17 protein-coding genes are annotated in these 15,394 nt (G+C 47.0%); 13 read left to right on the forward strand and 4 right to left on the reverse strand.

What is annotated here, in order from left to right; translation table 11 throughout:
- The first annotated feature begins 2 nt into the window (after positions 1-2).
- The 12 genes from HP567_RS18025 (at position 3) to HP567_RS18080 (ending at position 9,817) form a co-directional block, all read left to right on the forward strand.
- The gene (locus HP567_RS18025) at positions 3-197 is read left to right on the forward strand and encodes a PLD nuclease N-terminal domain-containing protein (RefSeq protein ID WP_007729128.1); all 195 of its coding nucleotides are present in this window, start codon (positions 3-5) and stop codon (positions 195-197) included.
- Between the two features lie 32 nt (positions 198-229).
- A complete protein-coding gene (locus HP567_RS18030; protein ID WP_173607644.1) occupies positions 230-1,147 on the forward strand; it encodes an ABC transporter ATP-binding protein in 918 nt (305 codons plus the stop codon).
- The gene (locus HP567_RS18035; protein ID WP_173607645.1) at positions 1,147-1,932 is read left to right on the forward strand and encodes an ABC transporter permease; all 786 of its coding nucleotides are present in this window, start codon (positions 1,147-1,149) and stop codon (positions 1,930-1,932) included. Before HP567_RS18030 ends, HP567_RS18035 begins: the two co-directional genes overlap by 1 nt.
- Positions 1,933-1,947: 15 nt before the next feature.
- Complete coding sequence (locus HP567_RS18040) at positions 1,948-2,709, forward strand: CPBP family intramembrane glutamic endopeptidase (protein WP_173607646.1); 762 nt, start codon at positions 1,948-1,950, stop codon at positions 2,707-2,709.
- Between the two features lie 9 nt (positions 2,710-2,718).
- The gene (locus tag HP567_RS18045) at positions 2,719-3,036 is read left to right on the forward strand and encodes a heavy metal-binding domain-containing protein (RefSeq protein WP_015891250.1); all 318 of its coding nucleotides are present in this window, start codon (positions 2,719-2,721) and stop codon (positions 3,034-3,036) included.
- Positions 3,037-3,039: 3 nt separating this feature from the next.
- Positions 3,040-3,264 carry a hypothetical protein gene (locus HP567_RS18050; RefSeq protein ID WP_173607647.1) on the forward strand — a complete coding sequence of 75 codons (225 nt, stop codon included), beginning with the start codon at positions 3,040-3,042 and terminating at the stop codon, positions 3,262-3,264.
- 199 nt (positions 3,265-3,463) lie between these two features.
- The gene (locus tag HP567_RS18055) at positions 3,464-4,138 is read left to right on the forward strand and encodes a response regulator transcription factor (protein ID WP_173607648.1); all 675 of its coding nucleotides are present in this window, start codon (positions 3,464-3,466) and stop codon (positions 4,136-4,138) included.
- Positions 4,135-5,955 (forward strand): sensor histidine kinase, encoded by a 1,821-nt coding sequence (locus HP567_RS18060; RefSeq protein ID WP_173607649.1) that lies wholly within the window; start codon positions 4,135-4,137, stop codon positions 5,953-5,955. The genes HP567_RS18055 and HP567_RS18060 overlap by 4 nt, the downstream gene beginning before the upstream one ends.
- Before the next feature lie 113 nt (positions 5,956-6,068).
- Positions 6,069-6,755, forward strand: a complete 687-nt coding sequence (locus HP567_RS18065) for a GDSL-type esterase/lipase family protein (protein WP_173607650.1) — start codon at positions 6,069-6,071, stop codon at positions 6,753-6,755.
- Between the two features lie 21 nt (positions 6,756-6,776).
- A complete protein-coding gene (locus HP567_RS18070; RefSeq protein ID WP_173607651.1) occupies positions 6,777-8,183 on the forward strand; it encodes an MBOAT family O-acyltransferase in 1,407 nt (468 codons plus the stop codon).
- A 15-nt stretch (positions 8,184-8,198) separates the two neighbouring features.
- Entirely contained in the window at positions 8,199-9,338 is a 1,140-nt protein-coding gene (locus tag HP567_RS18075; protein WP_173607652.1) for a DHHW family protein, read from the forward strand.
- Between the two features lie 5 nt (positions 9,339-9,343).
- On the forward strand, positions 9,344-9,817 hold the full coding sequence (locus tag HP567_RS18080; RefSeq protein WP_173607653.1) for a DUF4358 domain-containing protein: 474 nt from the start codon (positions 9,344-9,346) through the stop codon (positions 9,815-9,817).
- 206 nt (positions 9,818-10,023) lie between these two features.
- Here the strand turns inward: HP567_RS18080 and HP567_RS18085 are convergent, their stop codons facing one another.
- Both HP567_RS18085 and HP567_RS18090 read right to left on the reverse strand, forming a co-directional pair.
- Positions 10,024-11,217: a winged helix-turn-helix domain-containing protein gene (locus tag HP567_RS18085; RefSeq protein WP_173607654.1), complete on the reverse strand. Its 1,194-nt coding sequence runs from the start codon at positions 11,215-11,217 to the stop codon at positions 10,024-10,026.
- Positions 11,214-11,411: a hypothetical protein gene (locus tag HP567_RS18090; protein ID WP_173607655.1), complete on the reverse strand. Its 198-nt coding sequence runs from the start codon at positions 11,409-11,411 to the stop codon at positions 11,214-11,216. The genes HP567_RS18085 and HP567_RS18090 overlap by 4 nt, the downstream gene beginning before the upstream one ends.
- 509 nt (positions 11,412-11,920) lie before the next feature.
- Between HP567_RS18090 and HP567_RS18095 the strand changes: the two genes are divergently transcribed.
- Positions 11,921-13,876, forward strand: a complete 1,956-nt coding sequence (locus tag HP567_RS18095; protein WP_173607656.1) for an elongation factor G — start codon at positions 11,921-11,923, stop codon at positions 13,874-13,876.
- A gap of 65 nt (positions 13,877-13,941) precedes the next feature.
- Here HP567_RS18095 and HP567_RS18100 read toward each other — a convergent pair whose 3' ends face one another.
- Complete coding sequence (locus tag HP567_RS18100) at positions 13,942-14,574, reverse strand: Crp/Fnr family transcriptional regulator (RefSeq protein ID WP_173607657.1); 633 nt, start codon at positions 14,572-14,574, stop codon at positions 13,942-13,944.
- A 25-nt stretch (positions 14,575-14,599) separates the two neighbouring features.
- Positions 14,600-15,247, reverse strand: coding sequence for a Crp/Fnr family transcriptional regulator (locus tag HP567_RS18105; protein ID WP_173608350.1), 648 nt, complete (start codon positions 15,245-15,247; stop codon positions 14,600-14,602).
- Between the last annotated feature and the right edge of the window lie 147 nt (positions 15,248-15,394).

Here is a 15,394-nt window from a genome sequence, read left to right on the forward strand (position 1 = left end):
CCATGCCATTTGACATTCAGCTACTTGCACCTATCATTGCTATTCAATTGATCCTAGCAGTTATTGCATTAATTGACTTGGCTCGACGTGAAGCATACCGAGTTGCAGGTGGAAAAAAATGGCCGTGGGCTCTCGGCATTATCTTTATCAACACCTTGGGTCCAATCGTGTATTTCTTTGTAGGCAGAAAAGACTAGCTCAAGAGAACCGAGGAAAGGGTTGACATTCTTTGCGAGTTATTGAATGTGAAGGCCTCACAAAGGAATACAAAGACCATAAAGCGTTAAAGAACGTAACCTTTTCCGTCGATGGCATCGGTTGTGTCGGTTTTCTTGGGGGGAATGGTGCCGGGAAAACGACGACCATCCGCATCCTTACCGGGTTGGCTGCACCGACCGGAGGAAAAGTGAGAGTAGTAGGCTACGACGTCGTGACCGACCGTAATAAAGTCACAAGTGAAGTCGGATATTGTCCACAAATCCCAGCCTTTTATAACTACATGACTGCGACAGAGTGGATGCATTGGGTGGGCAGACTTTATGGATTGGACAAGCGCACAATTGCGCAGCGGACTGATGAACTCTTGGAGTTATGCGGAATCAATGAGGCGAGGAACCGCCCAATAAGCGGTTACAGCGGAGGGATGAAACAGCGTCTGGGTATTGCTCAGGCGCTCATCCACAACCCCAAGCTACTCGTTTTGGACGAGCCCGTTTCCGCGCTCGACCCCATGGGTAGATATGACGTCTTATTGCTAATTGAAAAGTTGAAGCAACATATGACTGTCTTCATGTCGACTCACATTTTGGATGACATCGAAAGAATCGCCGACCACATCGTCATCATCAAGGACGGTACGGTGGTGCTGTCGTCGAGTTTGGATCAGCTGCGAGCAAACCATGTGGAGCCATTGATTGAGTTCAAGCTTGATCAACAGGACATCGATTTAACTGATGTATTGAATGGGCTAACCTGGATCAGGGAATGGAGCCAAGAAGGCGGTATTTACAAAGTTCTTATCAATGACATGGAAAAAGCCAAGGCACTCCTGCCGCACATTCTTTTGGAAACTGGCGGGACACTGGCATATTATCGCTTGTCCGCATCGACCCTCGAAGATATTTTCCTAAAGGTTGTGAATAACTGATGACTTCCCACCCAATGATCAGAAAAGAATTTAATGAATTGGTCAAAACCTACAAGATACTCATTATTCCGATTGTGTTTATTGCTTTAATGATTACACAACCGATTACGATGAAAATGCTCCCGGATATTTTGGCCAATTCCACTGGACTGCCGGAAGGGGCAGTCATCAAAATTCCAACCCCGTCGGCTCCTGAAGTACTTTCGACAGCGATTAGCAAATTTAGCTCACTCGGCACGTTTGTGCTAATCCTTATCGTCATGGGGTCCATTGCCGGAGAAAAAGCCTCTGGAGTAGCATCCATGGTATTCGTCAAGCCCATCAGTCGGGCGAAATACTATCTCGCCAAAGCCATTACCTACTACACGTTAACAATGGCAAGCATGCTAATCGGGATGGGGATAACTGCCTACTATACAGAGATCCTTTTCGGAAAACTTGATTGGACCCACGTATGGATCGGTACGTTGATGTACATACCGAATCTATTCCTTGTCGTCACAACAACGCTGTGCGCCTCCAGCTTTTTTAACAATGCTGTTGGTGCCGGTGGGGCCTCACTTGTATTCAATATCCTGATTTTCACGGTTCCACAATTTCTCGGTAAATTTTTGGATATGGTGTCTCCAGGCGGATTGTCAAATGCGGCAATGATGGTGATTCAAGAAAACTCAACGCTGGCGCAAGCATTCATCACAGGTTTACCGGGCCTCGCAGGTGTCTTCACACTCAACATCGTGTTTTTCTTTATGGGCTGGTACTTTTTGGAGCGATCAGAAATCTAAGGAGGAGGCGTAGAAATGGAACATTTTTGGCTAATCTGGTTGGTTAGTGTACTGTGCGCTCTATGCACGATACCTATTCAATCCAACACGATTCGCCAACATGTACTGTTGCAAGCCGCCATCTATTCTACTAACAAAGTCCCGCCTATTTCCGTCATGGTTGCGATTATGATCATGCAGAGTTCTGTCTTTCTGGCTCTGGCGACTGCGATAGGCTTGTGGCTCATGCCTTCTACTGGTCTTCGACTCTGGATTCTCGATTACTGGGTGTCCAGAGCGGAGCTGCCTTTTTCCATCTGGTCGTTTTGGACCATATCGATTGGTTCAGGTATCGCGGTAGGCCTTTTGGTAAAATGGGCAGATCGTTCTTTCTTTCAACAACACATGACCACATTAATGGGTAAAGAACCGATTTCATCACGGTTCTTCGGCTTTCTCTCGTCTTTTTACGGAGGGGTCTGCGAAGAAGTGCTCATGCGTCTAGGGGTTATGACTGTTGTCGTATTTTTGGTACAGAAGATGGGGTGGCTGGGAATTTCCTATTGGCTGGGCATCCTTGTTGCCGCCATTGTTTTCGCGGTATCCCATCTCCCATCCAATTACTTGACGTACGGAAAAGGTAACGTGGTCACTGTATGGACGTTGTTGCTAAACGGTATCATGGGCATCTTGTTTGGCTTCCTATATTGGCGCTACGGTTTAGAAGCTGCGATCATTAGTCATTTTAGCGCTGACATCGTGCTGCATGTGATCTTTAAAAATAAAAGCAGAAAGTAGGAGAAGCGAATGATCGTTGTAACAACAGAAAACATTCCAGGATATCGTGTCGTTGAAGTGAAAGGAACAACATTCGGCTTAATCGTTCGAGCACGCGGAATTGGGGGAGACATCATGGCAGGTCTTCGTTCAGTAGTTGGCGGAGAAATCAAGGAATACACGGTGCTCCTGGAGGACGCGCGCAAGCAAGCACTTGACCGCATGATAAAAAACGCAACTGCCATGGGAGCTAACGCTGTGGTCATGTGTCGTTACGACTCTGGAAATATGGGAAATATGGGGGAAGTTGTCGCATACGGTACAGCAGTTGTCATTGAAAAGGTGTAAGGAATGATTTATTTCATTTCCTACATCGTTTTTCAGATCTTGCTTTTCATCACCTTGCTCATCATTTCGAAATTCAAGGACAAGCGACTGCACCAAGACCACGGAGAAGTCGTCCCGCCCGGATTTGAGCCGACGAATGAAGTGACGATCGATCCAGTAAGTCAGGAAAAGCGTCGTGTATACTTCAATCCGAAGACCGGGGATCGGTATTACAAAGTTGAAAAATAAGCGGTGAGGATGACTTCCAGCTCTAGTAGAAACGGGCCAAATCTTGTTAGACGACAAGATTTGGCTTTTGTTGTGCACCCAGTATGGACGATAGCTCGAATGTCGATTTGACGCTGTGCCATATTGTGACGACCCCAAAGTCATGATAACATTCTAAAAAATATCTTTTGGAGAGATAGAGGGACGAGAGGTCATAAGCATGACGAAAACGATACTGATTGTAGAAGACCAGCAGGTTTTGCGAGAGATTATGAAGGAATACTTGATGGACGAAGGATACGAAGTGTTGGAAGCGGGCGATGGAACTCAAGCGCTGACGTTATTTCAGGAGCATGAAGTACATTTGATCATTCTGGACGTTATGCTGCCGGAATTGGACGGGTGGTCAGTATGCAGACGCATTCGCAAAGTTTCCAACGTCCCCATTCTGATGTTAACAGCTCGTTCGGATGAGGATGACACGTTGCTTGGATTTGAGCTCGGGGCAGACGATTATGTGGTGAAACCGTGCAGTCCACCCATTCTGCTGGCACGCTCCAAACGGTTGCTGGAAAACCGGCAAATGCAAGAACCTGGGGATATGTTGTCCGGCGGCGGGATTACGATTCACTTGCCGTCCAGAACGGTTTCGATTGAGGGAAAGAACTACAGCCTAACGCACACGGAATTCGAAATTTTAGCCTACTTGATGAAAAACAAGGGCATCATCCTCAGCAGAGAACAGCTCATTACAAAAATCTGGGGTTACGACTTTGTCGGCGAGGATCGCACACTCAGCAGCCATGTTCGGAATTTGCGTTCCAAGCTGGGAGAGCAGGCGAAGCATATTGTCACTGTTGTTCGTTCCGGTTATAAATTCGAGGACCGGCCATGAGAACGAGCATTGTACGCAAGCTGTTTCTGCTCACGACCGGATTATGCCTGTCTGTGATCGCGAGCATTTTTATCGGACAAACCGTATTTTTCGAGCAGTATTATGTTCATCAAAAGGTAGAAAAGGTGAAGGAAGCCCTTCAATCCTATCGGCAAAACGAGTTGACTCATGACGGGGCTTCCCAGGATGAGGTCAGGAAGGAACAGGAGTTTTATCAAAAGACGAATGCCTGGTTTGCTCGATTGGATGACAGAGGCCAGTTGAAATACACGGACGATTTCCAGATGGAGGTCCGTTTGGATAACTCGGACGCCGCTCCAGCTCTCTCTCGCAAGTCGATTGTCGTTCCGTTGTACACGGTCATGGATGTGGAGGATGTAAGCTCCGATAACCCCTTCTTAGATTCTTATGTGAAAGCGGGACAACAGATTGCCATGGAAGGGATCATGTTCGATAATCAATGGTTTGCGCAACGGATCGGGAGGAGTGTCTCCAATCTCAGAGAGGAAGATCAACTGGAGAATCAGCAACTCGTCAAAAAAGAGTATGAGGTCGTCCCGAGATTCAAGAGTGGCACCGAATACCATGAGCGTTATCCCAGCGTTTTGTTTCGTGGAACCATCACGCAGGTCCGAACACCGCAAGGCGCGGATGTATCCCGCTATATGAACCGCTTATTTCTTGAACGGGTGAAAGCTTTTCAAGCGGATCTTCTATACGGAGATGTTGTGGAGCAAACAAGCACCATAACGGACTACCAAGAGAACAATATCGATTACAAAATATTCGTTGAGCGCGTGACCGATCAAACAGGGAAACCCGCCTATCTGTTTGCCATGACATCACTGCAGCCCGTAAACGAAGCTGCAGGGGTGATGAGAAGTTATTATGGCTACATCATTGCAGGTACCTTGCTGCTCATTCTGCTCGCCTCCTTCTATTATTCCCGCAGAATAGCAGCTCCTTTGCTCCGAATGGACGACATGACGCAAAAAATGGCCAAGCTGGACTTCTCTGAAAAAATTCCGATCAAAACGGAGGATGAGATCGGCAGCTTGTCACGGAATATTAATCGGCTTTCGGATATGCTGCATGCCCATATTGTCCGTCTGGAGCAGGATATTGAGAAAGAAAAGCGGCTGGAGCAAACGCGCAAGGAATTTATAGCTGGCGTGTCGCATGAGCTGAAAACTCCGCTCAGCATTATGGAAAGCTGCCTGTACATTTTGAAGGATAAGGCAGATAGCCCGAAGCGAGATTACTATTTTGCTGCGATGGAAGATGAAGTGAAGAAGATGAACATGCTGGTTGCGGATATGCTGGAATTGGCAAAATATGAATCCGGTACGTATAGAATGCAGATGGATTCGTTCCGGATTGATGGGCTACTCGAGCAAATCTGCGTAAGGTTGATACCGGACCTCGCCAGCAAGCAGTTACAATTGCACCACCGTTTAATCCCAGTCGAGGTTATCGCCAATCAGCATCGAATCGAGCAGGTGATCGTGAATTTCCTGACAAACGCCATTCGCTACACACCGGAAAAAGAGGAAATTGTCATCTCGACGGTTGAAGGGGAGGATACTGTCAAGATTTGCATCGAAAACAAAGGCGTCCAGATTCCGAGCGAGCAGTTGGAGAAGATATGGGATCGTTTCTACCGAGTCGAGCATTCCCGCAACCGTTTGACGGGAGGAACCGGATTGGGCCTGGCGATCTCCAAACAGATACTAGAACTTCATGGGGCGCTCTATGGGGCAATGAACACGAAGGAAGGCGTCTTGTTCTATTTTGAATTGAAGAAAACGAAAGTGTAGAACCTCGGTTCTGCACTTTTTTTATTGCATTTCTACCTAATCTGCACACGATCTGCATCTGATCTTGATCTTTGACGATTACTCTTTACCTTGTTCAAGAAGAAAGGGGAAAGATGAAAGTGCAAAGGAAAATGATGAGTATTACACTGTTCGCCATGGTCGCCTTATCGGTTGCGGCGTGTGGCAGCAATGGACAACCACCCGCTCCCGAGATGACCAGGCAGGTCGAGGACATCTCCACTGCGAAGCAAACCTCATATGCATCACTGTATCAGAAAAGCGTTTTTCTAGGAGATTCGATTACGGAGGGATTGTCTTACCATGATGTGCTGAAAGAGGAGAACGTGCTGGCCGGTGCGGGGAAAACGGCTGAATTCGCGCTGGAAGATGTGGACGAATTGGTCAAGCGAAAGCCCGAGCATATTTTTATCCAGCTGGGTTCGGACGACATTTTATGGCCGACCGACCATCCCAAGGAATATTCGTTGTCGTACTACGCCCAATTGATCGGTCGCATCAAAGAAAGGCTTCCTGAGGCGTCCATCACGATATTATCCGTTACCCCTGTTACCGAAAAGGCAGAAAAAGCGGAGCCCCGCTATCAAAATATCGACGACTACAATAAGGGACTGAAGGAGCTGGCAAGCAAGGTACAAGTCGGATACATCGATGTGTCATCAATTGTGGACGATCATCCTGAGATGTACGATGCGGACGGCATTCATTTCAAAGCCGAGTTCTATCCGATCCTGCTCGATTACATAAAAGATGAACTGGGTCGTAAGAAGAGCGCAAAATAACGGCTCGGGAGGAAACGAACGTTGGTATTCAGCAGTCTGATTTTCCTGTTTCAATTTTTGCCCGCCGTACTGCTCGTTTATTATGGGTCGCCTAAAAATTTAAGAAATGCTGTTCTGTTCGCAGCGAGCCTCATCTTTTATGCATGGGGTGAACCGATATATATCATCATCATGATTTTTACAACCGTATTTGATTATATCAACGGGCTTGTGATCGACAAGTACAGTCACCGCAAGCCGATCGCCAGAGCAGTGTTGTTCGGCTCCATCTGCGGCAGTTTGGCGATTCTCGGTTTCTTTAAATATGCCGGGTTTGTCGTTTCGAATGTGAATGATCTATTCGGTTTGCATATACAGGTGGCTGATCTGCCACTACCCGTCGGTATTTCTTTTTATACGTTCCAAACAATGTCCTATGTAGTGGATGTATACATGGGAAAAGTGCCAGCACAACGAAATTTTGTCGCTTTCGGCACGTACGTCACGATGTTTCCCCAACTGGTCGCAGGTCCTATCGTTACATATGGAGATATCGCGGAGCAACTGGTCTCTCGTAAAGTGACGTTGGAGCGGTTCGGAGAAGGAGCGGAATGGTTCATCCGGGGATTGGCCAAAAAAGTGCTACTCGCCAACAATATCGGACTCTTATGGACCAATGTGAAGTCGACGCCGATGGAAGACTTGACTGTCCTGTCCGCGTGGCTCGGCATCCTGGCGTTTACGTTTCAAATTTACTTCGATTTCAGCGGGTATTCGGATATGGCGCGCGGACTGGGCAAAATGTTCGGTTTCGAATTTCCAGAAAACTTCAAGTATCCCTATATTTCACGAAGCGTTACAGAATTTTGGCGCAGATGGCATATTTCCCTCGGTTCCTGGTTCCGGGAGTATGTCTATATTCCGCTCGGCGGTAATCGGATGGGCTTGGGCAAGCAGTTCCGTAACCTCTTGATCGTATGGTTCTTAACTGGTCTGTGGCATGGGGCTAGCTGGAACTTTATCGTCTGGGGCTTGTATTTCGGCTGTTTCGTTGCGCTTGAGAAGCTGTTTTTACTGACATGGCTGAAGCGTTGGCCAAACTGGGCGGGACATCTCTATACGTTGCTGATTATCGTTGTCGGGTGGGTCCTTTTTGAATTCGAACAGTTACCTTCCGCGTGGCTGTTTATCTGTGCGATGTTTGGTTTCGGGTCGCACGAATGGGTGGATCGTCAGGCGCTCTACGACTTGACGACGTATGGGGGATTGCTCGTTCTGTTGGCCTTATGCGCGACACCGCTGCCCCGGAAAGGATTGGAGCAAATGAAAGCCCGATGGAATTCAGTTGGCATGATCGCTGCTTTGACATTTTCTATCATCAGTTTGGTTTTGTCGTCTGCTTATTTGGTCTTTGAGGATTACAATCCATTTCTATATTTTCGGTTTTGAGGGGAGGGAGTTGTCTTGAACAGCTCTGACAAACAAACACGAGCCTTGACGGGCTTGATGTTCTTGCTGTTTATCCTCATAGTGGCTGTTTTGAACATACTGACCCCTGATCAGGCATTCTCGGAATCGGAAAACAGGGTGCTCGAAAAGAGGCCGCCATTTTCGCTGCGATCACTGCTGGCGGGGAAGTTCACTTCTGATTACGAGACCTATATCACCGATCAATTTGCTTTCCGGGACGTTTGGATCGGGCTAAAAACGGATGCAGATCGTGTTATGGGCAAAAAGGACAGCAATGATGTTTATCTGAGCAAGGATGGGTACCTGATTCAACATTTCTCATCGCCACTAGACACCGAGGTGAATGACAGAGTTCAGGCCATCCAGTCGATTCACCAGACAACGCCCGACCTTCGTAAGTACATCATGCTGGTACCGACCGCCGCGGCTTTGCTTCGGGATAAACTCCCCGCCTACGCACCAATGGGTGACGAACATGCTGCGCTGAATCGAGTACGGCAATTGCTTCCACCTGATATTCGCTTCGTTGATGTCTTTCCCGCGCTGTATGCCGGACGTGAAGATAACATTTTTTATAAAACGGATCATCATTGGACGAGCAAAGGCGCTTATGATGCTTACCGGGTGTTGTGCAAACAGATGGGGATTGTTCCGAAAGACGAAGCTGCGTTCATCATTCGGCAGGTGACGGATGCATTCTACGGATCGCTCTATTCGAAAAGCGGCTTTCGTCATCTTCAGCCTGATCGCATCGATCTTTATCTGCCGAAAGAGGCAAGCAAAAAGAAGGTGGAGTACGTGGACGAAGGCCGTACTGAGGATTCCTTGTACCAGATGGACAACCTGTCCAAAAAGGATAAGTATGCCGTATTCCTGAACGGCAACCATGCATTGGTCCGAATTACAACCGACCATCCTGACGGGAAAAAGCTGCTGATCGTGAAAGATTCGTACGCCAATAGCCTGATACCTTTTTTGGCCGAACACTTCGCAGAGATTGATGTCGTTGACCTTCGATATTATGAGGAATCCGTAGGAAAGCTCATACAAGATCGGCAGTTTCATGACATGCTATTCCTTTACAACGTCCAAACGTTTTTTGAAGACACCTCTATTCTGAACATCATGGAGTGAATAAAATGAAGCGATTTTTGTCTGTACTGCTTATGGTTGCTATCGGAATGGGAATGTTGGCCGGATGCTCCAGTGACGGCGGGACTTCTGAAGAACTATCGGCTGCAAAAGTGGGAGAAAGAATGCAACAAACTGTAAGTTTTCAGGATATGAAGCAAGGGGATCTGGAGAAACTTCAAAAGCTGTATCACATCGACGCAGAAAAAGTGGAGGATTTTATCCTCTTTACGGCCTCATCCAATGTGAAAGCAGAGGAACTGGCTATCATTAAAGTCAAAGATGCGAGCGACACCGAAAATGTAACAGAGAAAATCCAGCAACGGATCGAGGCCCAAACAATCAAATTAAAAGACTATCGCCCAGAGGAGTATTTTCTCATCGAAAAGCATGTTTTGAAGACGAAAGGGCCGTTTGTTTTATTCGCGGTGTCAAAAGAGGTGGATCAAATAGAATCTGTGTTTGACGAAGCGATGAAGTAAATGTTTGATCTATAAAAAGAAAAAGCGGTGGTTTAAGACCTTGGAAATAAAGTCTTAGACTACCGCTAGTGTTATGCTTGTTATTCAAATTAACGTTCTCCGTTAGCTTTCAAATTATAAAAGAAAATAATTCATCAATCACAGCGATTTACAGATGGCGGCTGATATTTATATGATTGCCGCCTTTCGACATTTTTACTGTTACCTCAGGCTCTGTTTTCTGTCGAAATCGTCTCGCATCCGTTGAATAATGCAAAATTTTGAAAACAAATGTTCAAAGCTGTTCGCAATTGCTTTGTTGGCTTTTTGTCGTTCTCGTACCAGATGTTTTTAACAACAAGCGTCTTGGCTCTTCGTTCCACGATTACCTCGGCTCGTCCGATGAAGCTCTCTCCATACAATAGAGGCAGCACATAATAGCCGAATTTCCGTTTGTTTGCAGGCGTGTAAATCTCCCAAGTATAATCGAAGCCAAACAATTTGTTGATCAGCTTTCTGTCCCATATCAAATTGTCCAGCGGAGCAATCAGCTCGCAGCGTAATTTCGGTGCCGGATTTTGCAGGACGGCTTCAATAAGCGGCAAATCCTCCGTGCGACAGTATAGCATATCCTTCATTTGTTCTACGGCAACAGCAACAATGCGATCTTCGTGTAACAGTTGGCGGAAAACCTCGTTGCGCTGCTCCGCTTTCAATCCCCATATATTCAGCCAGGCATCGGATGCGCGGTTCCATAAAAGGCCAACAGCACCGATTCGACGCAGTACCCGCCACTTGTGATGCTCAAGCTCGTCCTCCAGTGGCTCCGGCGAATTCAGCAGGTTTGGCGGTATGTACTTCCCAGCCATATCGTAATATTTACGCGTTCCTTTTTTATGATGGATAATCAACTCACCTGTCGAGTACATCTGCTCTAGCACCGATCGCGATGTATTGTTTCCGCTGCTCCAGTGGATCGCCGATTGCCAAGTGAAATCTCCATCCAATTTCAGTTCATCCGAACTTATCGTACCGTGATTTTGAATATGAGTCCGTACTTGCGCTGTCAAAACCTCCATTTGGGGATAGCGCTTGGCATGTTGTCGGGCGGCTTGCCTGTATCGCTCAAAATACGGCCAGTCCTCGATCGGGATAATAGCCAGATTCTTGTCAGGATAATCGATCAGGAGTCTATCTTGATACAGCAACTCGTCGAGCATATTCTTGGTAAATCCTTTGATTCGCGACTGCAGAACCAGTTCGGCGTTTTTTCCGCAAACATCGATGGGATCATATTGAATACAACCGACCTGCCGCACAAAATCCATTACGCCTTGCTTTCCGGTAAATTGATATTCGCCCAACAGCCCGTGCTTCATTAACAGAAATTGCCGTGCTTGGCGGTTCGTCAATTGGATCATGTATGCGTCGACTCCTTAACCAAACAAACGGGAGCAGCTTGCACATGCTGATGGATGGCGAAGTTGCTTATCACAATAAAGTTACGATTTGCTTCTTGCCATAATGGCGGTACCCATTGGGGAGCTTCAGGAGCAAACCCCTTTCCTAATTTTCCAATAATCGAAAATTGCTCTTTTTCAACGATGTCAACCACGCCTATTCCCCCTATCTGTAGGAAAATACACAAAATACGAACTGATGTTCCTGTGATATTTTACCATTGTCAGTAGCATAAAAACAAGAGCTATTGAAAAATAACTGCCCGCAAGTTAAATAACTGGCAGCCAATCTAACCCTTTATTTTTACGGAACAGTACAAATCCATTGGCATGGAATGCGAATGAGTGTAGTTGCAGAGTGACCCACAGGGGGGGCCTTCTCTATCATCGTTATATTCGAATCGAGCCACCGAGCTCCAGTTAGCCAAGGTGGACAACCACGAGCAGGTAACGCGGGTCTTTTTCTATGAAATGTACGAACAGATTCCACGCCAGTCACCCACTAGAGCTGGTCTACATTTGGCTGCCTGGGAATAATTCGCCATCCTTGGTGTACATACCGCTAGACCCTCGCATCATTCCTTAATCAACTATTCTTCTTCTCCATTCTTATGTTTTAATAAGAAAAGAATTAGCAGTCGAGTAGCTATGGAAGAGGGATAACATGAAGCGTCTAACGATCGGCTTGTTTGCCCATGTGGATGCGGGCAAGACTACTTTCGCCGAACAGTTGCTATACCATACAAACAGTATCCGGTCGCGGGGCCGGGTGGATCATCAAGATGCCTTTTTGGATAGCCATGATATTGAGAGGAAAAGAGGCATTACCGTGTTCGCCGATCAGGCGGTTATGCACCATAAGGGCGACGTTTATTATTTGATCGACACACCTGGACACGTCGATTTTTCCTCCGAGATGGAGCGGGCGGTCGGGGTCATGGATTACGCTATCGTCATTGTCAGTGCGGTAGAAGGTGTTCAGGGTCATACTGAGACAGTCTGGGAGTTGTTGCGCAAACATCGGATACCGACCTTTTTCTTCATCAATAAAACAGATCGGATCGGCGCGGATGCCAGCAGGACAGAAGAGGAGATACGCAGTCAGTTGACTGGGGATGTCTGTTGCATCAGAGACAATTTCGCCAACGGTATTGTCAGCGAAGGACTACGGGAAATGATGTCAGAGCGGAACGAATCACTGCTGGAAGCATTTTTAGAAGAAAGGGACGATCAAGAATTCTGGCTGGGCGCCTTACAAGAGATGATACGAGAAGGTCAGCTTTTCCCTTGTACCTACGGCTCGGCACTACAGGATGATGGCGTTGTAGAATTCCTGGATCAACTGTCCTCATTGACAACTGCGTCTTATGACGAAACGGCTCCATTCGGGGGGCGCGTTTATAAAATTCGACACGCAGCAAACGGATTGAGACTAACTTTCGTCAAAGCGCTGAGTGGCAAGCTGAAGGTTCGGGAGTTGCTCAGCTATGAGAACGGTGGACTTCGGTACGAAGAGAAGATTACACAAATCTTATTGTTTACTGGTAGGAAATCACACTCGGTTGAACAAGTAGCTGCTGGCGATTTGTTCGCGGTTGTCGGCTTGTCCGAAGCCGAAGCTGGACAAGGGGTGGGGGTCTACTCAGACAAGTTTACTTGTGAGACTGAACCGACACTACAGTCGAAAGTACTATTTGACAATTCGCTTCATGTGCAGCAAGTCCTCGGTGCGTTTCGCATTCTGAATGCGGAGGACCCGTCTTTGAATGTGGTTTGGGAAGAGAGTTTGCAAGAGATTCACATTCGCGTCATGGGTCTGATCCAATTAGAAGTGCTGGAGCAGGTTGTGAAGGAGCGCTTCGGTTTTGTTGTCTCATTCGGTCAACCGGAAATCTTGTACAAAGAAACGATACATTCTGCCGTGACGGGATATGGGCACTTCGAGCCACTCCGGCATTACGCGGAAGTACATCTCATGCTTGAACCGGGAGAGCGAGGTAGCGGCATCCGCTTCACTAGCGTATGTCATCCTGATGAACTGAGTTTTAACTACCAGAATTTAGTTCGGTCTCATCTCTATGAACGGGAGCATCATGGGCTATTGACAGGCATGCCGGTCATCGACATGAAAATTACGCTCCTAAGAGGCCGAGCGCATAACGAACATACGCATGGGGGCGACTTTCGTGAGGCCACCTTCCGCGCACTGCGGCAGGGGCTGGAAAAAGCGGAGAATATGCTGTTAGAACCCTACTACGACTTCAAAATAAAGGTGGGAGTGAACGAGATGGGGAGGGTACTTTCGGATGTTCAGCGCGCCTCAGGTTCGTTCGAGCCACCACAGATGTCGGATACGCATGCGGTCATTACGGGCAGGGTACCCGTAGCAACATTCATGAATTACAGCACCGAATTCGCTTCTTTCACGCATGGACGAGGCAGCATCCGCTGTGTATTTGGCGGATACGATCGCTGCCATAACGCGGAGGAAGTGATGGAAAGGATAAGCTATAAAAAGGATGCCGATCCGGTTTATACCTCCTCCTCGATCTTTTGCGCCAAAGGGGCTGGCTATTCGGTGCCGTGGGACGAGGCAGAAGCCAAGATGCATCTGCTCTGAGCAGAAATGAACAGGCTGTATTAATATATTTGTAATGCAGAGGGCGAGCCTGATGAGGCTTCGCCCTATTTACATTGGATGCGAGAGTAAATCCCACGCAATCCCTCTATATCTACAACTCGAATGGCACTGCGCTCAGAAAGTTCAATCAAGCCTTGCTGTCGCCATTTCTGCAAAGTCTTGTTCACCGTCATGCGAGACGTATCAATATAGCGGGCAAAAGACAACTGATCGATAGGAATAACATTATTTCCGTACACTGTTATTAGTTTGAGCAGATAATTAGCCATCGCAAGCTCAATGGGACTGTCAGTAAACGCGATGATTTCAGCGAGGAGACGGAGCTTATAGATTTGTGAATTGGTGAAGATCACTGCCGACTGGGGGTGATCTTGGCATATGCGCGATAAGACCTCGTCGGAGAAAAAGTGAATGACGCAAGGAGAAGTCGTTATGGCTGATGTCAGGTATGAGCCGTTGTAGGCGCCGTGCTCCCCAAACAACCCACCTGTGGGAATGTAATCGATAGTCCGCTCATGTCCGTTTTCAGATAACAGCGTAATCTTTACGCTCCCTTTGTCAAGATAATAAAATCCAGTTCCCACATTGCCTTGATGGTAGATCGTTGTGTGTTTTTCCATTTCGATCTTCTTGCCATACATGAGGTACGGGGTCCACTGATAGCGGAGACAGGCCATTGTGACCACCTTTCACATGATTTGCTTACACTGTGCGAGCAGTATTTGCCGTGAGTTGTGGAGGCTTCAACATATCTGGGCGTTTGACGACAAAGGATCGGTTTTTGATTTCAATGATGCCATTTTCCTTCCATGCCTTCAGGATCTTGTAGACAGTAATACGGGTGAGGCCAGCACATTCAGCCAGCTCTTGTTGAGTGAGGGGAACCTCGTGGTTTTTAAAGTCTTCACAAATGTTGAGCAGGAGACGAGCAATTTGCTCTTCCGAAGTTAGCGCTTTCAAGTTGATGGCGGTTAAAAGAATCCGCATTTTTTGATTGATTGTTTGGGTGAAAAGAGACAAGAGTTCAGGGCGTGCCTTCAACATTTCGAGGAATTGCAAACAGGAGAAATGGTAGACGACTGCATTCTTTACAGCAATAGCCGTAGTGAAATGAGGTTGTTGATCCATCGTTTGAAGTCCCATAATTTGACCAGGTACTACGATGTTCACCAGGCGATCTTTCCCCTTGAAGGTAGAGGTCACTATCTTCACCAAACCCTTATGAAGATAATAAAAACCTTCTCCCATCGTCTCTTGCTGATAGATAGCCGTTTTTCTTTTCACAAATTGGCGGGTACCGTATTCTAAAAGGGTTTCCCATTTCAAATCAGTTTCAAAAGGGGATACCATCATCGCCGCTCCTTTCCTTAACCATGATCTTGCCTCCTCTAAGCATCCACCCCAACCCACATTGAGTCTTAATTTTCTGAATTTACTACTCTTGATTATATGAAAATAAAAAGCTCCTTACCAATATTTCAACGTGAAAAGGATGTG

This window comes from Brevibacillus sp. M2.1A (genome assembly GCF_013284355.2).
Lineage (GTDB): Bacteria > Bacillota > Bacilli > Brevibacillales > Brevibacillaceae > Brevibacillus.